This is a genomic window from Bradyrhizobium sp. USDA 372 (assembly GCF_053629095.1).
Map to the genome: position 1 here is coordinate 7,626,569 of NZ_JBRJHR010000001.1, position 22,364 is coordinate 7,648,932.

General features: G+C 64.9%; 27 protein-coding genes. 20 read left to right on the forward strand and 7 right to left on the reverse strand.

Annotated features, from left to right (window positions below; all coding sequences use genetic code 11):
• The first annotated feature begins 21 nt into the window (after window positions 1-21).
• From AB7M16_RS35435 to AB7M16_RS35455, 5 genes are all read left to right on the forward strand, one after another.
• The gene (locus AB7M16_RS35435; protein WP_453946805.1) at window positions 22-1,911 is read left to right on the forward strand and encodes an ABC transporter permease; all 1,890 of its coding nucleotides are present in this window, start codon (window positions 22-24) and stop codon (window positions 1,909-1,911) included.
• A complete protein-coding gene (locus AB7M16_RS35440) occupies window positions 1,908-2,699 on the forward strand; it encodes an ABC transporter ATP-binding protein (RefSeq protein WP_453946806.1) in 792 nt (263 codons plus the stop codon). The genes AB7M16_RS35435 and AB7M16_RS35440 overlap by 4 nt, the downstream gene beginning before the upstream one ends.
• Entirely contained in the window at window positions 2,696-3,400 is a 705-nt protein-coding gene (locus AB7M16_RS35445) for an ABC transporter ATP-binding protein (RefSeq protein ID WP_212257383.1), read from the forward strand. Before AB7M16_RS35440 ends, AB7M16_RS35445 begins: the two co-directional genes overlap by 4 nt.
• Window positions 3,401-3,414: 14 nt before the next feature.
• Complete coding sequence (locus AB7M16_RS35450; RefSeq protein ID WP_172786253.1) at window positions 3,415-3,870, forward strand: MarR family winged helix-turn-helix transcriptional regulator; 456 nt, start codon at window positions 3,415-3,417, stop codon at window positions 3,868-3,870.
• A 161-nt stretch (window positions 3,871-4,031) separates the two neighbouring features.
• Window positions 4,032-4,421: a hypothetical protein gene (locus tag AB7M16_RS35455; RefSeq protein ID WP_453947310.1), complete on the forward strand. Its 390-nt coding sequence runs from the start codon at window positions 4,032-4,034 to the stop codon at window positions 4,419-4,421.
• A gap of 4 nt (window positions 4,422-4,425) precedes the next feature.
• Here the strand turns inward: AB7M16_RS35455 and AB7M16_RS35460 are convergent, their stop codons facing one another.
• Window positions 4,426-4,980, reverse strand: coding sequence for a hypothetical protein (locus AB7M16_RS35460; RefSeq protein WP_453946808.1), 555 nt, complete (start codon window positions 4,978-4,980; stop codon window positions 4,426-4,428).
• A 270-nt stretch (window positions 4,981-5,250) separates the two neighbouring features.
• Window positions 5,251-6,447, reverse strand: coding sequence for an amidohydrolase family protein (locus AB7M16_RS35465; RefSeq protein WP_172786255.1), 1,197 nt, complete (start codon window positions 6,445-6,447; stop codon window positions 5,251-5,253).
• A 157-nt stretch (window positions 6,448-6,604) separates the two neighbouring features.
• Between AB7M16_RS35465 and AB7M16_RS35470 the strand changes: the two genes are divergently transcribed.
• From AB7M16_RS35470 to AB7M16_RS35500, 7 genes are all read left to right on the forward strand, one after another.
• Complete coding sequence (locus AB7M16_RS35470; RefSeq protein ID WP_260383286.1) at window positions 6,605-7,378, forward strand: ferredoxin--NADP reductase; 774 nt, start codon at window positions 6,605-6,607, stop codon at window positions 7,376-7,378.
• Window positions 7,379-7,569: 191 nt separating this feature from the next.
• Window positions 7,570-7,893, forward strand: coding sequence for a hypothetical protein (locus AB7M16_RS35475; protein ID WP_172786257.1), 324 nt, complete (start codon window positions 7,570-7,572; stop codon window positions 7,891-7,893).
• A gap of 97 nt (window positions 7,894-7,990) precedes the next feature.
• Window positions 7,991-9,262: a cytochrome P450 gene (locus AB7M16_RS35480; protein WP_453946809.1), complete on the forward strand. Its 1,272-nt coding sequence runs from the start codon at window positions 7,991-7,993 to the stop codon at window positions 9,260-9,262.
• Between the two features lie 147 nt (window positions 9,263-9,409).
• Window positions 9,410-9,595, forward strand: a complete 186-nt coding sequence (locus AB7M16_RS35485) for a hypothetical protein (protein ID WP_453947311.1) — start codon at window positions 9,410-9,412, stop codon at window positions 9,593-9,595.
• A gap of 10 nt (window positions 9,596-9,605) precedes the next feature.
• Window positions 9,606-9,806 (forward strand): hypothetical protein, encoded by a 201-nt coding sequence (locus AB7M16_RS35490; protein ID WP_124158690.1) that lies wholly within the window; start codon window positions 9,606-9,608, stop codon window positions 9,804-9,806.
• A 15-nt stretch (window positions 9,807-9,821) separates the two neighbouring features.
• Window positions 9,822-10,085: a hypothetical protein gene (locus AB7M16_RS35495; protein ID WP_453946810.1), complete on the forward strand. Its 264-nt coding sequence runs from the start codon at window positions 9,822-9,824 to the stop codon at window positions 10,083-10,085.
• A gap of 45 nt (window positions 10,086-10,130) precedes the next feature.
• The gene (locus AB7M16_RS35500; RefSeq protein WP_172786261.1) at window positions 10,131-10,373 is read left to right on the forward strand and encodes a hypothetical protein; all 243 of its coding nucleotides are present in this window, start codon (window positions 10,131-10,133) and stop codon (window positions 10,371-10,373) included.
• 36 nt (window positions 10,374-10,409) lie between these two features.
• On the opposite strand, the gene AB7M16_RS35505 is transcribed toward AB7M16_RS35500, so the two are convergent.
• Window positions 10,410-11,660 carry a DUF763 domain-containing protein gene (locus tag AB7M16_RS35505; RefSeq protein ID WP_453946811.1) on the reverse strand — a complete coding sequence of 417 codons (1,251 nt, stop codon included), beginning with the start codon at window positions 11,658-11,660 and terminating at the stop codon, window positions 10,410-10,412.
• 126 nt (window positions 11,661-11,786) lie between these two features.
• Here AB7M16_RS35505 and AB7M16_RS35510 point away from each other — a divergent pair, with 126 nt between their 5' ends.
• Window positions 11,787-12,929 carry a mechanosensitive ion channel family protein gene (locus tag AB7M16_RS35510; protein WP_453946813.1) on the forward strand — a complete coding sequence of 381 codons (1,143 nt, stop codon included), beginning with the start codon at window positions 11,787-11,789 and terminating at the stop codon, window positions 12,927-12,929.
• Window positions 12,930-12,963: 34 nt separating this feature from the next.
• Here AB7M16_RS35510 and AB7M16_RS35515 read toward each other — a convergent pair whose 3' ends face one another.
• On the reverse strand, window positions 12,964-13,941 hold the full coding sequence (locus AB7M16_RS35515) for a tripartite tricarboxylate transporter substrate binding protein (protein WP_453946814.1): 978 nt from the start codon (window positions 13,939-13,941) through the stop codon (window positions 12,964-12,966).
• Between the two features lie 113 nt (window positions 13,942-14,054).
• Between AB7M16_RS35515 and AB7M16_RS35520 the strand changes: the two genes are divergently transcribed.
• The 6 genes from AB7M16_RS35520 (at window position 14,055) to AB7M16_RS35545 (ending at window position 18,965) form a co-directional block, all read left to right on the forward strand.
• Entirely contained in the window at window positions 14,055-14,765 is a 711-nt protein-coding gene (locus tag AB7M16_RS35520) for a TetR/AcrR family transcriptional regulator (RefSeq protein WP_212257391.1), read from the forward strand.
• A gap of 31 nt (window positions 14,766-14,796) precedes the next feature.
• On the forward strand, window positions 14,797-15,681 hold the full coding sequence (locus tag AB7M16_RS35525; protein ID WP_453946815.1) for an amidohydrolase family protein: 885 nt from the start codon (window positions 14,797-14,799) through the stop codon (window positions 15,679-15,681).
• Between the two features lie 73 nt (window positions 15,682-15,754).
• The gene (locus AB7M16_RS35530; RefSeq protein WP_025035640.1) at window positions 15,755-16,468 is read left to right on the forward strand and encodes a PIG-L deacetylase family protein; all 714 of its coding nucleotides are present in this window, start codon (window positions 15,755-15,757) and stop codon (window positions 16,466-16,468) included.
• A complete protein-coding gene (locus AB7M16_RS35535; protein ID WP_212257394.1) occupies window positions 16,465-17,148 on the forward strand; it encodes a 4-carboxy-4-hydroxy-2-oxoadipate aldolase/oxaloacetate decarboxylase in 684 nt (227 codons plus the stop codon). The genes AB7M16_RS35530 and AB7M16_RS35535 overlap by 4 nt, the downstream gene beginning before the upstream one ends.
• Before the next feature lie 24 nt (window positions 17,149-17,172).
• On the forward strand, window positions 17,173-18,042 hold the full coding sequence (locus AB7M16_RS35540) for a hypothetical protein (protein ID WP_453946816.1): 870 nt from the start codon (window positions 17,173-17,175) through the stop codon (window positions 18,040-18,042).
• On the forward strand, window positions 18,042-18,965 hold the full coding sequence (locus AB7M16_RS35545) for a DUF1932 domain-containing protein (RefSeq protein ID WP_453946817.1): 924 nt from the start codon (window positions 18,042-18,044) through the stop codon (window positions 18,963-18,965). The genes AB7M16_RS35540 and AB7M16_RS35545 overlap by 1 nt, the downstream gene beginning before the upstream one ends.
• On the opposite strand, the gene AB7M16_RS35550 is transcribed toward AB7M16_RS35545, so the two are convergent.
• Window positions 18,966-19,289 carry a hypothetical protein gene (locus tag AB7M16_RS35550; RefSeq protein ID WP_453946818.1) on the reverse strand — a complete coding sequence of 108 codons (324 nt, stop codon included), beginning with the start codon at window positions 19,287-19,289 and terminating at the stop codon, window positions 18,966-18,968.
• A gap of 380 nt (window positions 19,290-19,669) precedes the next feature.
• Window positions 19,670-20,911, reverse strand: a complete 1,242-nt coding sequence (locus AB7M16_RS35555) for an amidohydrolase family protein (protein WP_453946819.1) — start codon at window positions 20,909-20,911, stop codon at window positions 19,670-19,672.
• A gap of 148 nt (window positions 20,912-21,059) precedes the next feature.
• On the opposite strand from AB7M16_RS35555, the gene AB7M16_RS35560 reads away from it, so the two are divergent.
• A complete protein-coding gene (locus AB7M16_RS35560; protein ID WP_453946820.1) occupies window positions 21,060-21,476 on the forward strand; it encodes a nuclear transport factor 2 family protein in 417 nt (138 codons plus the stop codon).
• Here the strand turns inward: AB7M16_RS35560 and AB7M16_RS35565 are convergent.
• Window positions 21,473-22,231 carry a GntR family transcriptional regulator gene (locus AB7M16_RS35565; protein WP_172786273.1) on the reverse strand — a complete coding sequence of 253 codons (759 nt, stop codon included), beginning with the start codon at window positions 22,229-22,231 and terminating at the stop codon, window positions 21,473-21,475. The genes AB7M16_RS35560 and AB7M16_RS35565 overlap by 4 nt on opposite strands.
• Window positions 22,232-22,364: the final 133 nt, after the last annotated feature.

Below are 22,364 nucleotides of genomic sequence, written 5' to 3' on the forward strand. Positions count from 1 at the left end.
TTCAACGAACCCGGACCGCCGATGGCCTTTTACGTCGTACAGTTTCTGACCGGTCTCGCCAGCGCGGCGTCGCTATTCCTGGTGGCGTCGGGCCTGTCGATCATCTTCGGCGTGACGCGGATCGTGAATTTCGCGCATGGCGCCTTCTACATGATCGGCGCCTACATCGCCTTCACGCTGACCGAGCGCCTGTCCGGCGCATTCGGCTTCTGGGGCGGCATCGTGCTGGCCGCGTTCGCGGTGGCGCTGATCGGCGTCATCGTCGAGATGGTGCTGCTCCGGCGCATCTATCATGCGCCCGAGCTGTTCCAGCTGCTCGCGACCTTCGGCCTGACCTTGATGGTCGAGGATCTGGTCGTGCTGATCTGGGGGCCTGACGACCTCGTCGGCCGCCGCGCGCCGGGGTTCAAGGGCGCGATCGATTTCTTCGGCCAGAACATTCCGAGCTACGATCTGTTTCTGATCGTGCTCGGACCCGTCGTGCTCGGCATTCTCTGGTTGCTGTTCCAGCGCACGCGGTGGGGCGTGCTGGTGCGTGCGGCGACGCAGGACCGCGACATGGTGGCAGCCCTCGGCGTCAATCAGAAATGGCTGTTCACGAGCGTGTTCGCCGTCGGCGTCTTCCTCGCAGCGCTCGGCGGCGCGCTCCAGATCCCGCGCGATGCCGTGCATCACGCCATGGATCTGCGCATCATCGTCGAGGTGTTCGTCGTGGTCGTGATCGGCGGCCTCGGCAGCATCGTTGGCGCTTTCGTCGCGGCGGTGCTGGTCTCCGAGTTGAATGCCTTCGGCATCCTGATCTTCCCGAAGATCTCCATCATCCTGGTCTTCCTGGTGATGGCGGTGGTGCTGATCGTGCGTCCCTGGGGCCTGTTCGGCAAGCCGGAAGCCGCCGCGCGCAAGACGCCGGGCCTCACCGTCAATCCCTGGCGGCCGCTGACCTCGAGCGAGCGGCTGATGGCGCTTGCGGCGCTCGTGATCGCAGCGATGCTGCCGCTGTTCGCCGGCAATTATCTGCTGACCGTGGGCTCGGAGATCGCGATCTTCGTGATTTTCGCCGTCAGCCTGCACTTCCTGATGTCGGTCGGCGGCCTCGCCTCGTTCGGTCACGCCGCCTATTTCGGCCTGGGCGCCTATGGCATCGCCTTTCTCGCCAAGATGGCGGGACTGCCGATGATCGTCTGCCTGCTGCTCGGCCCGCTGCTCGGCTGCATGGGCGCGGCGGTGTTCGGCTTCTTCGCGGTGCAGCTCTCCGGCGTTTATTTCGCGATGCTGACGCTCGCCTTTGCGCAGATCGTGTGGTCGATTGCGTTCCAGTGGGTGAACGTGACCGGCGGTGACAACGGCATTCTCGGCCTCTGGCCCTCGAGCTGGGCGGCAAGTCCGTCGCGCTTCTACTGGCTTGCGCTCGGCGTTGCGGCGCTGGTGACCGTCGCGCTGCGAGCCATGGTGTTCTCGCCGTTCGGTTACGCGCTTCGTGCCACGCGCGACTCGCTCCTGCGCAGCGAAGCCATCGGCATCGATGCCAAGCGCATCCAGTGGACCGCCTTCGTGATCGCAGGCACGACCGCCGGCATCGGCGGCGCATTGTTCGCCTATCTCAAGGGCAGCGTGTTCCCCGACAATCTCGGCATCTCGCTGTCGGTCGACGCGCTGGTCATGGTGTTGCTCGGCGGCGTCGAGACGGTATCGGGCGCGGTGATCGGCGCCATCGTCTACAAGGCGTTGAACATCTGGCTGGTGAGCCAGACCGATCTGTCGAAGCTCGTGCTCGGCGGCTTCATCATGCTGATCGTCGTCGTCTTCCCCAAGGGCATCGTCGGTGTGCTGGAGATGCTGGCGCAGCGCCGCAAGAAAGCATCGCCACCGGGATCCCCCTTGCTCGCCAAGCCGATCGAGTCTGCCGAATGAGCGTTGCACCTCCACTTCTTGCGGTCGAAGGCCTGACCAAATCCTACGGCGGCATCCATGCCGTGCGCGGCGTCTCGTTCTCGTTGCGGGCCGGCGAGATCCTGGCGCTGATCGGGCCGAACGGTGCGGGAAAAAGCACCTGCTTCGACATGCTCAACGGCCAGAACAAGCCTGATAGCGGGCATGTCCGCCTGCTTGGCGAAGAGATCACGGGCCGGAAGCCGCGTGAGGTCTGGCGGCTCGGCGTCGGCCGCACGTTCCAGATCACCGCGACCTTCGCCACCATGACCGTGCGCGAGAACGTGCAGGTCGCGCTGATCTCGCACGGCAAGCAGCTGTTCAATCTGTTCGGCTCGGCACCGAAGTTCGATCGCGACGAGGCCGGCCGCCTGCTCGAGCTGGTCGGCATGGGCGGCTATGCGGACCGGCCCTGCGGCGAGCTTGCCTATGGCGATCTCAAGCGGCTCGAGCTTGCGGTCGCGCTGGCCAACCAGCCCAAACTGCTGCTGATGGACGAGCCGACGGCCGGCATGGCACCGCGCGAGCGCGTCGAATTGATGCGGCTGACCGCGGGCATTGCCCGGGAAAAATCCATCGGCGTGCTCTTCACCGAGCACGACATGGACGTGGTGTTCGAGCATGCCGACCGCATCCTCGTGCTCAATCGCGGGACGTTGATTGCGGAGGGCTCGCCGGCGGAAGTGCGCGGCAATCCCCAGGTGCAGGCGGTCTATCTCGGAGAGGGCCTGGTCTACGATGCCCGTCACCGCGAGGGGGCATCAACATGAAGCTCACGGTGCAAGACCTCAACAGCCATTACGGCCCGGCGCATATCCTGTTCGACATCGGCTTCGAGGTCGGCGAGGGCGAGGTGGTGGCGCTGCTGGGGCGCAACGGCGCCGGCAAGTCGACGACGTTCCGCTCGATCGTCGGCCTCGTCGCGCAGCGCTCCGGCCGCATCACGTTCGGGGGCAAGGACGTCTCGTCGAAGCCGACCCACGAGATCGTGCGCGAGGGCCTCGGCTACGTGCCGGAGGAGCGGCGAATCTTCACGGACCTGACCGTCGAGGAAAACCTCGAAGTCGGCCGCCAGCCGAAGCGTCCGAACGCGCCGCACTGGACGCGCGAAAAGCTGTTCGCGCTGTTTCCGAACCTGGGCGAGATGAAGAACCGCCCGGGCGGACGCATGAGCGGCGGCGAGCAGCAGATGCTCACCATCGCGCGTACGCTGATGGGCAATCCCTCGCTGGTGCTGCTGGACGAGCCGTCGGAAGGCCTGTCGCCGAAGATCGTGGAGCAGATGGTCGATGCCATCCTGACCATGAAGAAGGAAGGCGTCAGCATCGTCGTCTCCGAGCAGAATCTGCATTTCGCGCGGCTGATTTCGGATCGCGCCTACATCATCGAGCGCGGTCGGATCTGCTTCGGCGGCACCATGGCCGAGCTCGACGCGCGCCCGGATATCCGGGACGCGCATCTGTCGTTGTGAGGGGCGCGCAGCGGATGGCGAGAAGTGTTACGGCAAAGAAGAGCGTCAAACCGGCGAAACCGCCTTACGTGCTCGACGAACAGGTCGGCTTCATCCTGCGCCAGGTCTGGCAGCGCCACAGCTCGATCTTCACCCGCGATATCGGCACCAACCTGACGCCGACGCAATGGGCGGCGCTGTCGAAACTGGCCGAGACCGGGCCGTGCTCGCAGAATCAGCTCGGGCGCCTGACGGCGATGGACGTCGCGACCATCAAGGGCGTGATCGATCGTCTCACCGCGCGCGGCCTGACCGAAACGAGCCAGGATCCGGAGGACGGCCGGCGCCTGCTGGTGAGCCTGACCCGCGCCGGTCAGCAGCTTGCCGAAAAGCTCGCGCCGAATGCGCTGGCGATCACCCGCGAGACGCTGGCGCCGCTCGATGCGAAAGAGCGCGACACGCTGATGGCGCTGCTGAACAAGCTCAGATGAAAGTGCCGTAGGCTGGGCAAAGCGAAGCGTGCCCACCATCCTTTCTCGAATCGCAAAAGTCGTGGGCACGGCGCTTCGCGCCTTTGCCCACCCTACGGCAGTTGAACAAGGTGCCGGAACTGGCGACTAACCTCGATGAAGGATTTATCGAGGTTTTGGTCATGAGAGTTGCGAGGCGATTTGCGGTTGTCTTGAGTCTTGGTGCCGTGCTAGCCGGCCAATGCGCTCCTGCCCGTGCCGCGCAGCCTTACGAAGGCTTCTGGGCCTCGACCAAAAAGGACTGTCGCAACGAGGATAGCCCCAACCGCATGAGCATCGAGGGCGGCAATCGCCTCTACTGGTACGAGACGCGGTGCCGCGCCAGCGAGATCACGGCCGACGGAAGCCTCGGTTGGAAAATGAAGCTCGCCTGCGAAGGCGAGGGCGAAAAATTTCGCTCCAACCCTCGCGTCTCCATCGCTGCGGATGGCAGATTGGTGATGGACAATGGTCCAGTTGGGCAGGTCAAGCGCCAGACCTATGTGCGCTGTGAGATCGCAAAGAAGCGCTGATCTCTTACGTCTTTCCCGGCCATTTGGCGCGGTAGCGGATCTCGCTGCCGTCACCAAGCCGCCGCCACGTTCCGAATTCCGGCGTATGCGGCGCCCGGGCCGTCAAATCGATCGGATAGATCCGGCTCGGCTGGCCCTGGATGTTGACGGCGAGCTGCCGGTACGAGGTTCGAAACGCCAGCTCGACTTCGCCGGCGATAACGGCCTGATCGCCGTCGCGATAGAACGCGGCCACCCTGACTTCGCCCGGCATGGTGTTGAGGTCGGTCTGCAGTTCGATGGTGATGCCCTGCGCTGATGTCGGCACCGTGACCCCCGCCGGAAAGCGGACCTCGAACACGAGCAGGGGATTGGCGCCGTTGCGGTTGAGCCAGGGCGTGGCGGTCGCGTAAGCGTAGGCGATGTAGGCGCCGATCCCGGCGGTGCAGAGCAGGGCGACGATGCCGAGCGACTTCAAGCTGTTCCGCGCGACGCCGCCGATGCCTGCGTCCTGCCCTGTATCTTTGCCCGAACGCGTCACGAGCCAATTGGCGAGGACCGCGCCGGCGATTGCACCCATGGGTGAGTAGACGAACAGCCCCAGCAGACCCGATGCGATCGGGTCCGCCCGGTTGCCGACACCGAGCGGGAGAACAGCACGAAGATCGCGATATAGCCCGCCACCGCGCCAGCAACGCCGGCGGCTATCCGTGATGAGTTCTTCATGTCTCCTCGATGGTGGAACAATGCGCTGCCGCCGCCGAGGGCTGCCTGCGTTAGACGCAACAGGCTTGCGACTTGTTCAATGCCTTCGAGGGACGATGCGGAGCGGCGGGCCGCTCCGGCTGCGTCACTTCGCCACCACCTCCGGCACCTTGCCGGCCGGCGGCGTGTTGCGGCTGCGCTGGGTGCGCACGATGCCGTCGATGATGGTCATGCCGATGCCGGGGAGGTCGCCGAGCTGCACGCTCTCCAGGATGTTCTTGCCCGGCGAGTGCTGCGCCTTGTCCATGATGACGAAGTCGGCGGAGCGGCCGACCTCGATCAGGCCGCAGTCGAGCTGCCGCATCCGGGCGGTGTTGCCGGTGGCAAGGCAGAACGCGATCTCGGCCGGGAGGTCGCCGAGCGAGGACAGCATCGAGACCATGCGCAGGATGCCGAGCGGCTGCACGCCGGAGCCGGCGGGCGCGTCGGTGCCGAGGATGACGCGGTGCAGGTCGCCCATCTCGCGCGCGGTGCGCAGCGTGAACAGGGCCGAGCGCTCGTTGCCGTTGTGCACGAGCTCGAGGCCGCGCTTGCAGCCCTCGCAGATGCAGCGGATCTGGTCGTCGGGCAGGGCGGTGTGGCCGCCGTTGATGTGGCCGACCACGTCGGTATCGGCCTCCAGCACCACGTCCTTGTCGATCAGGCCGGAGCCGGGGATCGACGGGCCGCCGGTGTGGATGGTGCTCTGGATGCCGTATTTGCGCGCCCAGCCGACCATCTTGCGCGCGGTCGGGCCGTCCTTGACGCCGCCGAGGCCGACCTCGCCGAGCAGCTTGACGCCGTTGGCGGCCATCTCCTTGAAGTCTTCTTCCACCATCTCGCATTCGATCACCGGCGCGCCGGCGTGAACCTTCACGCCGCCGGGCCGCAGGGTCCAGAACGCGCGCTGGGCGAACACGGCCATCGCCTTGAGTCCGACGACGTCGCGGGGCCGGCCGGGCATGTGGACTTCGCCGGCGGAGATCATGGTGGTGACGCCGCCGTGGAGGTAGCTGTCGATCCAGTTGATCTGGTTCTGGCGCGGCGTCCAGTCACCGGCGACAGGGTGGACGTGGCTGTCGATCAGACCCGGCGCCACCGTGGTGCCGTTGGCGTCGACGATGGTGGTGGCGCCTTCGATGTCGACGTCCTTGAAGCGGCCGATCGCGGTGATCTTGCCGTTCTCGGCGACGATGGTGTCGCCGTCCAGGATCGGCTTTTCCAAAGCGCCGGACAGGATCAGGCCGATATTCCGGATCACCAGCTTCGAGGGTCCGGTGGCCTGGGGTGCGTCATGCGCCATGGAAGGGGCTCCTTATTCGTAACTGCAACGCTTCCGATCTTGGTCAGCCTTGACCGCAGGATCAAGCCGGATTATTCATTAGTATACGAATGATCGTGTACAAACGACGCATAGCTGCCGGCCTCGGAACCGCAATTGACGCGACAGGGAAGGTGAGATGAGCAATTTCAATCAGGAAAGCGTTTTGAGCGTCCACCACTGGACCGACACGCTGTTCTCCTTCAAGACCACCCGCAGCCCGACCTTCCGCTTCCGCAACGGCGAATTCACCATGATCGGGCTCAAGGTCGGCGAGAAGCCGCTGCTGCGGGCCTACAGCGTCGCCAGCGCCAATTACGAGGACACGCTGGAGTTCTTCTCGATCAAGGTGCCTGATGGACCGCTGACCTCGCGCCTTCAGCATTTGAAGGAAGGCGACGAGATCATCGTCAGCCGCAAGGCCACGGGCACGCTGGTGATCGACAACCTGGAAGAGGGCCGCAACCTCTACCTGATCGGTACCGGCACCGGCCTTGCGCCCTTCCTGAGCGTGATCAAGGATCCCGAGACCTACGAGCGGTTCGAGAAGGTGGTGCTGCTGCACGGCTGCCGGCACGTCAAGGAGCTCGCCTATGGCGAGATGATCACCGAGCATCTGCCGAAGGACGAGGTGCTCGGCGAGTACATCCAGAACCAGCTGATCTACTACCCGACCGTGACCCGCGATCCCTTCCGCAACCGCGGCCGCATCACCGACCTCATCACCTCGGGCAAGCTGTTCGCCGACATCGGCCTGCCGGCGCTGGAAGCCGCCCATGATCGCGTCATGATCTGCGGCAGCCCGGCGCTGGTGGCGGACACCCGTGTCCTCTTGGGCGAGCGCGGCTTCGTCGAGGGCAATCACGGCGAGCCGGCCCAGTTCGTGGTCGAGAAGGCGTTCGCCGAGCGTTAAAGCGTTTTCGAGCGAAGTGGATACCGGTTCGCGTCAAGAAAACGCGTCCAAATAAGAACCTAGAGCCCCGTTCCCGGGGCGCTAGGCCCGGAATTTCTGCGCGAGAAGATCGCATTTTCGCCACCGCCGGGGCGTTGCGGCGCCGATTCGGCGCACGATACTATGTGGGACCGAATCAGCGGAGTTCCCACATGGTTGCGGACAGCGACAGCAACATCGCCTGGCACCGGGTTCAGTTGAAGAAGAACCGCGCCGAGTTGAAGGCGCTGGAGACCGCGCGCTTCACGATGGGCGAGATCGCCACCTCGAAGCGCAATGGCCAGACGCAGAAGACGATCACGGAACTCAAGCGCAAGATCGCGCAGTCGGAGCGGGTGATCGCCGATCACGACAAGCGCACGCGCCGTCCCCTCGCAACGGACCTGCAGAGCCTCAGCAATGGCAGTTGGAGCCATTGGGACGCCTACACCCAACAGCAGCGCAAGAGCGGCCAGCGCTCCTCCGGGCGCGGATAGAGCTCTCCACGCCTGCGGCCGACGCGCAGACGCGCCCTTGCGCCGGCCGCGCCGTGCACCATCTCGGTGATACGCCACCAATCGCTCCGGTGATCCCATGACAGCGCGCCTCGATTTCACCAGCGAGGCCTTCTTTCGCGATCCGCCCAAGGCGATCGCGAACTTGCGCATGTCAGGCCCTGTGGTCGCGACGCGGTTTCCTCTCGTCGGCAATGTCTGGATCACCACGACCCATGACGCCACCGCGCAGGTGCTGAAGGACGGCGCGACCTTCACGTTGCGCAAGGACGATGGCGACGTCGCGGGCTTGCGCTGGTGGATGCCGAGGTTCGTCAGGACTATCGCCAACAGCATGCTGACGATGGACGAGCCGGATCACACGCGGCTGCGCAGCATCGTGGACGAAGCGTTTCGCCGCCGCGCGATCGTCGCGATGGAGCCGCGCATCCGGGCCATCGCCGACGGTCTGGCCGATGAGCTGTTCGCGGAGGAATGCCCGGCCGATCTGGTCCAGCGCTATGCGCGCATCCTGCCGCTCGCGGTGATCTCGGAGCTGCTCGGCCTGCCGCTGGCAGATCGTCCAAAGTTCATCGCCTGGGCCAATGCGATGTCCTCGCTGACGAACGCCGTCAGCTTCTTGTCCCTGCTGTTCGCGTTCCGCAAGATGCGCGCCTACCTCGAGCAGCAGTTGCAGACCGCGCGCGTGCAGGGCGGCGAGGGCCTGATTGCCGAGCTGATTCAGGTCGAGCGCGAAGGCGGTCAGATCACGCCGGATGAAATGGTTTCGATGGTGTTTCTGCTGCTCGCCGCGGGATCGGAAACCACCACCCATCTCATCAGCGGTTCCGTCTACGAGCTGCTCAGGAATCCCGAGCTGCGCGACTGGCTGGAACAGGACTGGAGCCGTGTCGGGCTCGCGGTCGAGGAGTTCCTGCGCTTCGTCTCGCCGGTGCAATTCTCCAAGCCGCGCTATGTGCGGCGCGATGTCGAGGTCGAAGGCGTGCGCCTGAAGAAGGGCGATCGCGTCATGGTGATGCTTGCCGCTGCGAACATGGATCCCATGGTTCATGATCGTCCCGAGACCCTCGATCTCGAACGCAAGCCGAACCGCCACATCTCCTTCGGCACAGGAATCCACTTCTGCCTGGGCCATCAGCTTGCGCGCATCGAGGCGGCCCGCGCGCTGCAGGCGCTGTTCGTGCGCTGGCCGAAATTGAGTCTGGCCGTCGATTCCGCCGAGGTCCGCTGGCGCAAGCGGCCGGGCCTGCGCGCGATCGCGAAGCTTCCTGTCACGGCAGAGGGCCGCGGAACAGAGACGACGTCACGCACGGGAACGAGAGACGATCGTTCCCTCACCGCGGCGAACTGACGTCGGCAACGCCCTTTTGGAAAATCTTTGCCGGATGTGAACGATCAGGAACGGTGTGCCGATCGTGCTGTTGTTATCCCGACATGACACGGAGGAGAGTTCCTTGATCGCATGTCGCAGATCGACGTCTTAACAGGAGACAAGATCATGGCCAGCAAGATGCCACCTGTTCCACCGGACAATCAGAGCCACAAGGGAACTGGAGATCGCAAGCAAACGCCCGCCGATGAGATCCCGCACGGTCAGCAACGTGCGCAGAATCCGGATCAGCAGGGACAGCAAGGCAACATCAAGCAGAACACGACCAATCAAGGCTATCAGCAAGATCGCTGAGGAGGGGACATTGTCGACATCCACCAAGACACCGAACAGCATTCGTCAGGGCGGACCCGGCGCCTCGCACGAGAACGCGAAGGCGCCGCTTGAGGTGAAGAAACCGCCGGCGGATGATCCGCAGCGCAGCCACAGCCGGGTTTCCGGCGGCGGCGGCGAGCACGATTCCCATCACAGGCACGACGAGGCCGGAAAGGGCGGAGGCAGGTGACGATTGGAGATCAATATGCAGGGCAAGAAGACACACGAACAGCAGGTGCGAATCCTCGAGCGGAAGCCCGATGTTCCGGATGCGCGAGAGCTCGAGCAGGCCGCCGGCCATAGCCCGCAAGACACGCGCGTCCATCGTGCCAACCCGGAGGTGCGTCACAGCGAGTTTCCGGTGAGCCGCGGCGGCCTCAACCAGGAAAGCGATCACAACAAGCACAACGATCCCGGCCAGAGCGGCCACAAGCCGCCCAAGCCGACGACGGCACAACAGAAGCACTAATCTTCGCAAGACGACTGCAAGAGATCACTGCAAGAGGAGAGACTGATGCCAGGTGGCCACGGCAGCAAGACGCATTTCAGATCGGGCATGCATGGCAAGGGCGACGGCACCGGCGCGTTGACCGACGTGCCGAAGGAGATGATCGGCGACAACATGGTCCTGTCCAACCGAGACAAGAAACAGCATTCGGACATCCGCGGCATGGACAGCAAGGCCATTCAGACCGAGCAGTATCAGGATCACGCGGCCAACCGGCTCGAACGGGAGCCAGACGCCGACGAGACCTGAGAGGGGCGTTCCCCCCGCCAACTTGCGGACCGGCGTTCAGCCGGTCCGCTTTCTTGTGGACGCAAGATCGCGCTCCCAGCCGAACACCGAGCGGCCATCGAGATCCGGTGAGGCCGCACGCTCACCGGCGATGAAAGCCGCAACCGACGGGCCGCGCGCGGTCCGCTCCAGCTGCCGCGCCTGGTCGTCGAGGCGCTTGATCGCCTGCATCTCCTCCTCGCGTCCGAGCTTCGCGTTCTGGATCGCGCCTTTCAGCACCCGGATGGTCTCGTCATAGACCTTGATCGGAACGGGGTAGGGATGCCGGTCCTTGCCGCCATGGGCGAGCGAGAAACGCGCGGGGTCGGTGAAACGATAGGGCGCGCCGTGCACGACCTCTGCGACCATCGCCAGCGAGCGCACGGTGCGCGCGCCGACGCCCGGCGTCAGCAGCAGTTCCGGAAAATCCGCCGGGCCGCGCTCGGCCGCCGCGGCCAGCGTGCCGTGCAGACGGCGCGCGAACACGTCCTTCGGCCGCACATCATGATGTGCCGGCATGATCAGATGCGGCAGCATGCCTTGCGCCGGTGTGGACGCGGTCCCCGCGAGCCGTTCGAATTCGGAGACGATGCGATCCGGACCGAGATCGGAGAGCAGCTCGAGCTGCGCCGTCCGAGACATATCGGCGCGATGATCGGTGAGATTGACGATCTCTCCCTGCTGTGGCCCGTCGATTGCGCTATGCGGCGTATCGACAAAGCTCTTCAGTGCCTCGGAATGCCAGTGATAGCGCCGCGCCTGCCGCTTGTCGCCGTTCATGCCCTGCTGCACCACCGTCCATTTGCCCTCAGTGGTGACGAAGAAGCCGTGCAGGTAAAGGTCAAAGCCGTCCTGGACCGCGGCACTGTCGACCTTGGCGACCAGACGGCTGGCACGCGTCAGCTCGATGCCGTCGAATCCGACGCGCTCGCCGAGTTGCAACAGCTCGTCCGGCGTCTTGCGCGAATGCTGACCGCGGCCGCCGCAGACGTAAATCCCGAGCTCGTCCTGGAGCGGTCCGAGCCCGCGCTTCAGCGCGCCGATCACCGAGGTGGTGATGCCGGAGGAGTGCCAGTCCATCCCCATCACGGCGCCAAACGACTGGAACCAGAATGGATGCGACAGCCGCTGCAGAAACGCGTCGCGGCCGTAATGATGCACGATCGCCTGGGTGACGATCGCCCCCAGGGAGGACATGCGGCTTGCCAGCCAGGGCGGAACCCGCCCGGTGTGAAGAGGAAGATCGGCGCTGCCGGTACGTCGAGTCATGCCGACAAGCCTAGCGCAGCTCAGCGACGGTTGCACCTGCGGGATGCTGCATTGCACGGAGCGGGGGAGCGAAGCCGGCCAGGAGGCGTTGTGCGGGTTGCGTGAATGCAATGATGGGGACAATCCATGGATTGGCAGGCCCTTACGGCCGAAATCGACGCGATGTTCGGCTGGATACCGTCATGGTTCATCGGGCTCAGCCTGGTTGGCGGTGCGATCCTTCTGGCCTTGGTGGCCTACCGGATCGCCACGTGGGTGCTCACGCGCGCTTTCGGAACGCGCCTTCCGCTGCTGAGCGTGTTCATCGAGCGGACCGCTGGCCCGGCGCAAATGGCGCTCTGCCTTGCCGCGGTCGCAATGGTGCTGCCGCTGGCGCCGCTGGACGACACGATCCGCAACCCCCTGACGCGGCTGTTCGTGGTGGCCTTCATCGCGTTGATCGGCTGGATTTCGATCCGGATCGTCGACATGAGTGCGGCGCGCTACTTGCAGAACTTTCGCGATGTCACCGAGAATTTCGTCGCGCGCAAGCATGTGACGCAGGTGCGCGTGTTCAAGCGCGTCACCGACACCATTATCGTCATCATCACGGTCTCCGCCGCGCTGATGACGTTCGACTCCGTGAAGCAATACGGCGTCAGCCTGTTCGCCTCCGCAGGAGCGGCCGGTATCATCGTCGGCCTTGCCGCGCGCCCGCTGCTGAGCAATCTGATCGCGGGCCTGCAGATCGCGATTACCCAGCCGATCCGCATCGAGGATGCCGTGATCATCGAGAACGAATGGGGCTGGGTCGAGGACATCGCCTCGACCTATGTCGTGATCCGGTTGTGGGACTGGCGCCGCATGGTGGTGCCGCTGTCCTATTTCATCGAAAAGCCGTTCCAGAACTGGACGCGCGACACCGCATCCCTCATCGGCGTCGTCGCGCTGCATGTCGACTATCGCGCCGACGTCCCGCGCATCCGGCGCTGGCTGGAGGAGGCGGTGAAGGCGTCAAAGCTGTGGGACGGGGAGGTCGTGAATCTGCAGGTGATCGATGCCGATTCGCGCACCATCGAGCTTCGGGCGCTGGTCAGCGCCAGGAATGCACCGCAATCGTGGGACCTGCGCTGCGAGATCAGGGAAAAGCTCATCGCCTTCATCCGCGACGAGATGCCAGAGGCGCTGCCGCGCGACCGCGCCATCCTGATCCCGTCGGGAGACGAAGACGGCGATTTCGCGCGGCGCTTCGCACTGCCGGAGAAGATGCGGGCGAGCGCCACCAGCTGAACAGCGCCGATCTCTTGCCAGGACGCGCCTTGCCTCATTGCGCGCGGATGTTGGCGGCCTTCAGCACGGGCTCCCATTTGGCCGCCTCCGCACGCATATAAGCATCAAACTCCTTGGGCGATGAGCCGACCGGGGTGGCGCCGATCTTGCCGAGCGTCGACAGCACGCTCGGATCTTGCAGCGCCGCCTTGAGATCGGTCTCGAGCTTCGCAACGATCTCCGGCGGCATCTTTGCAGGACCAAGCACGCCCCACCAGACCGAGACGTCGTAGCCGGGCACGCCGGCCTCGGCGATCGTCGGCACGTTTGGCAGCGCCTTGGAGCGTTCGGCCGAGGTCACGGCGAGCGCGCGGACCGGGCCGCCTTCGAGCTGGCCGATTGCTTCCGCGAGCGGATTGATGCTGAGCGGGATCTCGCCGGCGATGACGGCCGTCAGCGCCGGTGCGCCGCCCTTGTAGGGGATCGCGACGATCTTGGTGCCGGAGATGTGCTTCAATAGCTCGCCGGCGAGATGCGCCGAGGTGCCGTTGCCGGACATGCCATAGGAGAGCTTGTCCGGCTCCTTCTTGGCCGCGGCAAGGAGATCGCCAAGTGTCTTGTAAGGGCTGTCCTTCGCCACCACGATCGCCAGTGGCGAGGAGGCGACCTCGGTGATGGCGGTGAAATCCTTGAACGTGTCGTAGGGCACGCTCGGATAGATGAACTGGTTGAGCGGATGACCGCTGGCGACCAGGATCAGCGTGTAACCGTCAGGCGCGGCTTGCGTCAGGGCCTGCGAGGCGACGATGCCGCCCGCGCCGGGACGGTTGTCGATCACCGGCTGCTGCCCCCAGGTCTTGGCCAGCGCCTGGCCCAGCGTGCGCGCGAGCACGTCGACCGCGCCGCCGGCGGCGTAGGGGACCAGAATGTGGACCGGCTTGCTCGGATAATTTTCGGCCTGCGCGGCGCTCCCGACCAGCAGCAAGCCGGCACCCAGCATCAAGCCGCCGATCTTCTCGTTCAAACCCAGCATATGTCCCAGCACTCCCTGAGGGCATTCGCGTCCATCGATGGTCTCCACGCGGTCCTGCCATCACCACGTTCTTGTTGACGAGACCTGATCTTTTGTACGATAGTACAAATCACATGGTACGCAAGCCCACCAGCAAAGAAGCGGCCCGCAAGCCGAACATGCGCGAGGCGATCCTCGCCGCCGCGGAGGAGCTGTTTGCCACCAACGGCTTCAATGCCGTGTCGGTGCGCGACATCGCGCAAGCGGCCGGAGCGAATCCGGGCAGCGTGACCTATCATTTCAAGACCAAGGACGGTTTGCTGCTGGAGATCTACCGGCGCCATTGCGGGCCGATGAATCTGCGCCGCTCCGAGCTGCTCGCGGCCGCAAAGCGCGTGCGCGATCTCCAGGACCGGCTGGAGGCGATCGTGCGCGCCTATGTGGTGCCGGCCTTCACCTCGGGCAGCGATCTCGCCGGCGGCGGGGCGCGCTTCACACGGCTGCGCGCGGTGATGTCGGCGGAAGGCAACGAGGTCGCGCGAAAGATCATCGCGCAGACCTTCGATGACACCAGCCACGCCTTCATCGACGCGGTCCACGAGAGCCTGCCGCACATTCCGCGCACGGACATCGTCTGGCGCAGCCATTTCCTGCTCGGCGCTCTCTATTATTCGCTGGTGACGCCGGAGCGCGTGTCGCGCCTTTCGCGCGGCGAGGCGGACGGCAGCGATGCCGCGGCCGCCATCGAGCAATTGGTGCAGGCCACCGTCGCCGCGTTCCAGGCGCCGGCGCTGGACCAGGCCGCGCCGGCGCGGCGGCGGCCGATCGTCGCCAGCAAGACGTGAAGCGAGCGGGCTCGCTTCGGCGGTTTACGTGATGACGATGATGTATACGCCGACCATTCCACCGCCCGATCCGAACACGCGCACGCCGAAGTTCAGGCTGCCGAAGCTGTCATGTGATGCGCATTGCCACATCTTCGGACCCGGCGCGAAATATCCTTACGCGCCGGAGCGTTCCTACACGCCGCCGGATGCGCCGCTGGAGGATTTTCGCGCGCTGCACGCCAAGCTCGGCGTGGAGCGCGCCGTCATCGTCAATGCCAGCGTGCACGGCACCGACAACAGGGTGGCGCTCGATGCCATCGCTGAGAGCAATGGCGCCTACCGTGCGGTCGCCAACATCGACGATACCATCACCGAGCGCGACCTGCGCGTGCTGCACGAGGGCGGTTTTCGCGGCTGCCGCTTCAATTTCGTCCGCCATCTCGGCGGCGTCCCCGACAAGCGCGTATTCGACCGCATCGTCGCGATGGTCACGCCGTTCGGCTGGCACATCGATCTGCATTTCGATGCGATCGATCTGCCCGAATATGCCGACATGCTGACGAGGCTGCCGCTGAACTACACCATCGACCATATGGGCCGGGTCAAGGCGGCGGACGGGCTCGACCAGCTGCCGTTCAGGATCCTAATCGAGCTGATGCAGCGCGACGAGAAGTGCTGGGTGAAGATCTGCGGTTCGGAGCGGGTCTCCTCGGCCGGTCCGCCGTTCACCGATGCGGTGCCGTTCGCGCGAAAGATCGTCGAGACCGCGCCGGATCGCGTCATCTGGGGCACGGACTGGCCGCACCCCAACGTCAAGGTGATGCCAAATGACGGCCATCTCGTCGATTTGATCCCGCTGTTCGCGCCGGAGCCGGAGCTCCAGACCAAGATTCTGGTCGACAATCCCGCGCGTCTGTTCGAGTTCGAGGCGTGACGCGCCTTCGCGACCGGCACGCTGCGCGGACATGCGCTGTGGCCGCATGCATACGAACGAAAAGGAGTAGCCCATGAAAACAGGCCTCGTCGTCACCGCTCATCCCGGTGATTTCGTCTGGCGCGCCGGCGGCGCCATCGCGCTGCATGCGAAGAAGGGCTATCGGATGAAGATCGTGTGCCTGTCCTTCGGCGAGCGCGGCGAGAGCCAGTTCGCTTGGAAAGAGAAGGGCGCGACGCTGGAATCGGTGAAGGCCGGCCGCAAGGACGAGGCGGAGCGGGCGGCCAGGCTGCTTGGCGCCGAGATCGAGTTCTTCGACTGCGGCGACTATCCGCTGAAGCTGACGGAAGCGCATTTCGACCGCATGGTCGACATCTACCGCGAGCTCAATCCGAGCTTCGTGCTGACGCATGCGCTGGAAGACCCCTACAATTTCGACCATCCGAACGCGGCGCATTTTGCGCAGGAGACCCGCGTGGTCGCGCAGGCCATGGGCCACAAGCCCGGCGCGCAATACAAATATTCGGCCCCCCCGGTGTTCCTGTTCGAGCCGCACCAGCCCGAGCAGTGCAACTACAAGCCGGACACCATTCTCAAGATCGACGAGGTTTGGAAAGAGAAATACGAGGCGTTCCAGATCCTCGCCGCGCAGAAACATCTCTGGGGCTATTACGAGCGTGTCGCGCTCAACCGCGGCATCCAGGGCAGCCGTAACACCGGCGTTCCCATGACCTATGGTGAGGCCTATCAGCGTCTGTTTCCGACCGTGGCGGAGGAGCTCGCGTGAAGCCGGTCGTCGTTCGTAACATCAAGCGTGCCGATCCCGCCGGAATGGCGGAGTACGGCGTCTCCACCGTGCACGAGGCTTACGGCCGCATCGGCCTGATGAAGCCTTACTTGCGTCCGGTCTGGGCGGGCGCGTCGATCGCCGGTCCCGCGGTCACGGTGCTGGCGCAGCCCGGCGACAACTGGATGATCCATGTCGCCGTCGAGCAGTGCCGGAAGGGCGATATCCTCGTCGTCGGCTGCACCACTGACAATACCGACGGCATGTTCGGCGAATTGCTCGCGACCTCGCTTCAGGCGCGCGGCGTGCAGGGGCTGATCATCGATGCCGGCTGCCGCGACGTCAAAGCGCTGCACGAGATGAAATTCCCGGTGTGGTCGCGCGCGGTTTCGGCCAAGGGCACGGTCAAGGCGACGCTCGGCTCGGTCAATGTCCCCGTGGTCTGCGCCGGCGTCAATGTCGATCCCGGCGACATCGTTGTGGCCGATGATGACGGCGTTGTGGTGGTGCCGAAGCGCTATGCGGCCGAAGTCGCGGAGAAGGCGAAGAAGCGCAACGCGGATGAGGGCGGCAAGCGCAAGCGCCTCGCCGCGGGCGAGCTCGGCCTCGACATGTACAACATGCGCGAGGCCCTGGCGAAAGCGGGCCTCGTCTATGTCGACAATCCCGAGGAAGCCTAAAGGTACAAGAAGCGGAGCGGGCGGATGGATCGTCTCAAGCTGAAAGCCGTGCTCGGCAGCCACCCTCACGTCAAGGCGGTGAAGAGCGGCGAGCTCCGCTCCGACCTGTTCGACCTCGACTTCATCGCGTACACGCCGACCAACACGGCATTCAAGCCGATGGTGCGCGAGCAGGCCTTCGACGTCTGCGAGATGGCGATCGTCACCTATCTGATGGCGAAAGCGCACGGCAAGCCGCTGGTGCTGTTGCCAGCAACCATGCTCGGCCGCTTCCAGCATTCTTATGCTCTCTATGATCCGGCGCATGGGACGCTCGGGCCGTCCGATCTCGAAGGCAAGCGGGTCGGCATCCGCTCCTTTACGACCACGACGGGCGCCTGGATCAGGGGCATCCTCGCCAACGATTACGGCGTCAATCTCGACAGGATTCGCTGGATCACCTTCGAGGATCCGCACGTCGCCGAATATGTCGACACCACCGAGCGCGCGCCGAAGGACAAGAAGATCCTGCAGATGCTGCTCGACGGCGAGCTCGATGCCGTCCTCGGCGAGACCTCCGATGATCCCAAGCTGAAGCCGCTGTTTCCCGACCCGGCCGCAGAGGCCGCCAGATGGTATGCGCGGCGCGGCGTGGTCCCGGTCAACCATCTCGTGGTCGTGACCGAGAGCCTAGCGACATCGCGCCCCGACGTGATCGCGGGCGTTTATGATCTGTTGAAGCGGAGCAAGGCGCAGGCAGGGCCCGCGGCAACGCCCGACCTCGTTCCGTTCGGGATCGAGGCCAACAGGAAACCGCTCGAGCTGATCGTCGACTATGCATTCCAGCAGGCGCTGATCCCGCGCCGCTATGCAGTCGATGAGCTCTTCGATGAGACCGCACGAGGACTAAACTGATGGCAGGTGATCCCAGGCGCTGGCAGATCGGGCTGATCGGCTATGGCGAGGTCGGCCGGATTCTGGCCGAGGATTTGCGCCAGCAGGAGATCAAGGTCTCGGCCTACGACATCAAGCTCGGAGGCGAGCAGGGTGTGCCGCTGAAGGAGCATGCGGCGAAATTCGGTGTCGTTCTCGCAACCTCTCACGCGGAGCTGACCGCAAAATCCGATTTCATCATCTCGGCGGTCACGGCGAGCCAGGCCGTTCCGGTGGCAAAGGCCTGCGCCGCGGCGATCAACCAGGGCACCTGGTTTCTCGATTTCAACTCGGCCTCTCCCGGCGCCAAGCGGCGCGCGGCGGCGCTGATCGATGGTGCAGCTGGGCGTTATGTCGAGGGCGCGGTGATGACCTCGGTGCCGCCTTATCGCATCAAGGTGCCGCTCTTGCTCGGCGGGCCCGGCGCCAGAGAGCTCGAGCCGCTTCTGAACGTGATCGGCTTCGCGGCCAAGGTGGCCAGTGACAAGCTCGGCGTGTCCTCGGCCGTCAAAATGTGCCGCAGCATCATGATCAAGGGCCTCGAGGCCATGGTCATCGAGAGTTTTACGACCGCGCGCGCCTATGGTGTCGAGGATGCGGTGCTGGCTTCGCTTGCGGAAACGTTTCCCAGCATCGACTGGGAGAAGCAGGGTGCCTACTGCTTCCAGCGGGTGATCGAGCACGGCCGCCGCCGGGCCGAGGAGGTGCGGGAGGTTGCCGAGACCGTGCGCGAGGCGGGGCTGACGCCGTGGTCGGCGCAAGGCACGGCCGAGCGGCAGGCCTGGATGGCCGATCTCGCCGATGAGGGGCTGTTCGGGTTGAGGGGCAGCAGCGAGTTCGCCCGCAGTGCGGATTGGCGCACCGAGGCCGACCGGATACTTACCAGGATCAATCGGACGAAATAGTCAGCTCAGGACCGGGTCGCTGGCTTCGAAGCTCCCGACCTGGTCACGCGCGCGTTCGATCAGGTCGATCAGATTGCGGGATTTACGGACGAGCTGCTCCGTGGCCGGCTGAGTGCGGAACTCCGCCAGCACGGCGCGAACGCACTTGCTGGCGGCATCGAGCGTCCAGAGCGTACGGTTCACGTCGGCCTGGGTCTGGATAGCCGAGATATCGAGACCCGAGAGAACGTGGCCGATGCCGTCGAGCCGCTTCACCGCCGTATCGGTCGGCGTTCGGGCCTGGACGGAATGATCGATGCTGCTGAATGCGCTGAACAGACCCATACTTCCCCACTGAACGCAGATGGTCAGTGCACGTCCTAGTTATGGCGGGCGTGGCCTGCCTCGCAATGCGTTGGGCTACGGTCCGGGATTCTACCGAACTCGGGTGGGCTCGAACCGGCGGTAAAATAGAACTGTGGGAACGCTCCAACGGCATCGTGATCACCGATTCGGAATGTTCCGCGCGCACACGTGTCCCGGACAAGGTGCGGCACGAAGTGACGCGCCGCCGAGCCGGGACCCAGCTCTTCGTGAATTGCGTTTCGAGACATGGGCCCCGGCTCTGCAGCGCATCACTGAAGGAGTGCTGCGCTGCGTCCGGGGCACGCGACCTATGTCTGAAAAAGGAAAAGGCAGGGCCGGGAGATCGAGCGGGGTCGCTCTCAGCTCTTCGGACTGAACAGGGTCGGCCGCGCCCGCGCAAATGTCTGCCGGCCGTCTTTGAAGCCCATCAGGACGTCAGGCAGCTCGGCGATGGCGAATCGGCTGTCCTTCGTATCCAGCACGATCAGATCGGCGGGATTGCCGACCTTGATGCCGTAGTCGGCGAGGTTCATCAGCCGGGCCGGCAGCTCGGTCACGAGGTCCAGGCACGTGTCGAAGTCGCTGACCGAGGCGTGCGCGACATTGGCGTAGAAGTTCGCCATCCGCAGCAGCGAGGCATCACCGAACGGCGTGAAGGGGTTGAGCACGTTGTTGGTGGCGACCGAGCAGAGCACGCCATGGTCGGCAAGCTTGTGGGCGAGGGTCAGCCCGCGCGGCGCGTTGTGCGTTGCCTCGCGCCCCATCAGATAGAGATCGGTCGCGGGCAGCACCGTGACCGCAACGCCGGATTTCGCCAGCTGCGCGGCGGCGGCCTTCATCCGGTCCGGCGGCAATGCCGACAGTTTTGTCGCATGGCCGATCGCGACGCGTCCGCCGTAGTTGCGCTGCTCGGTCTGGCGGCAGACCTCGTCGAGATGCCACCAGGAGGGATCGAGATCGAAGTCGAGATGGAGGTCGACGTCGACGTCGAATTCCTCGGCGAGATCGAAGATGCGCGCAAGGTGCGCGGTCGGGTCGGTGTCCATGTAGGGACAGCCGCCGATGACCTCGCCGCCGTCGCGCAGCGCCTGGGCCAGCAGCTCCTCGGCTCCGGGATCGTTGGTCAGGCCTTCCTGGGGGAAGACGCAGAGCTCGAGATCAATCGCCCAGGCGTAATCGCGCTTCAGCGCCTTGACCGCCTCAAAGCCGCGGAGGCCGATGCGCGGGTCGATCTCGACATGCGTGCGCATGCGCGTCGTGCCGTTGACGATGGCGCGTTCGAGCACTCTGGCGCCGCGCGCGTAGACGTCCTCGATTGTGAAGTTCTTCTTCATCCCGGCGACGGCGCGGATCGCGTCCGAGACGCTGCCGTGATCGTGGCCGCAGCGGCCGAGCAGGCAGGCCTTGTCGAGATGGATGTGGGTGTCGACGAAGCCGGGCAGGGCGAGGAGGCCGCCGAGATCGACCTCGGCGGCCTCGCAGGCCAGCTTTGGCGCGACCGCGGCGAAACGGCCGTCCTTCATGCCGATATCGACGGGTGCGGCGGAAGAGCGCAACAGCGCGTTGCGGAAGATCAGGTCGAAGGCGGTTTGGGTGGTCATGGCGTTGGATTCAGCCGGGGCAGCCTAGCGCAAGCCGTTGGAGCGGGCAGCTCCAGATTGTGTGCAAGGCTCGGGTCAGATTGTCCAAAAAATGTGCATGCACTTTGAGGCCCTGATTGTAGAATGGCGGCATCCGGAGAACCCCGCGATGTCCACTCCCGCAAAAGCCGAAAGCCCGATGACTGACGCAGAGATTGTCGAAGCCTATCTCACCGCTTCGATGATACCGGATCCCGACGCCGCTGCGGCCTATATGAAGCCGGGCACGGTGATCACGTTCACCGGCGGTCGAACGTTCGACCATCCGCGCGGGCCGACCGGCTTCAATGCGAAACGCTATCGCTGGGTCAAGAAGAAGATGGACCGGTTCGACGTCTGCCCGGGTGCGGACGAGACCGTCGTCTACAGCGTCGGCACGCTCTACGGCGAGTGGATGGACGGCACGCCGTTCGAGGGCAACCGCTATGTCGATCGCTTCGTCGTGAGGGGCGGGCAGATCGTGAAGATGGACGTCTGGAATGACAGCGCCGAGCGCATCCTCGTCCAGCGCGGGATCGAGGCCTAACTTCTTCGAGCCACCTTCGGCAGCTTGATCACCCGATTGCTCGTCACCTCGTCCGCGTAGGGTGCGAGGATGTCGAGCAGATCGCGGCCGCGCTGCGGAGTGGGAGCGACCAGTGCGCGATTGGCCACGGAATCCAGGTGATGATGCATCAATTCCATCACCTTCGCCGCGTCGCCCTTCGCCAGCGCTGCGATGATGGCGCGGTGCTCGTTGATGGCGCATTCGGTGGAATGCGGCCGGCTGTAGAGCGACAGCGTCAGGCAGCAGCGATAGGCGACCTCGCTGACATAGCGCACCAGGATCGGGCTGTTCGTCATGTGGGCGAGCAGAATGTGGAATTCGGTCGCGAGCCGGATCGACACCGCATCCGTCCCGCCGCGGGCGCGATCCTCGGCATCGACATGGGCGTTCAGCTCGGCGATCTGCGCCTTGGTCAGCTTGCCCGCGAGCTGGCGCACGACGAGGCGTTCGAGCTCGATGCGGATGTCGAAGGCATCGCGCGCCTCCTGCCAGCTCGGCGTCGCCACCACCGCGATCCGGTTGCGGCGGAGCTCGACGAGGCCTTCGGCGGCGAGTTGGCCCAGGGCATGGCGGGCAATGGTGCGGCTGACGCCGAAGCGTTCGCCGAGCGCATCCTCCGGCAGCTTGGCGCCGGGCTCCAGCGCCTGCTCGATGATCGCGCGCCGGAGCGCGCGGCAGATCACGCTGACCTTGTCCGACGATTCAGAAGTCTTGCTGCTGGCGCGCGCCGCCATCGGCGAATCCCATAGGAGGTGAGATCTCTCTTTAGCACAGGCTCGCGCCGATTCAGCGCTTCAATTGTATGCAGTTCGGCTCCCGAACTGCATAAATGGAATCCGGCGGTCTGGCGTGGGTTTCGGCTAGGTC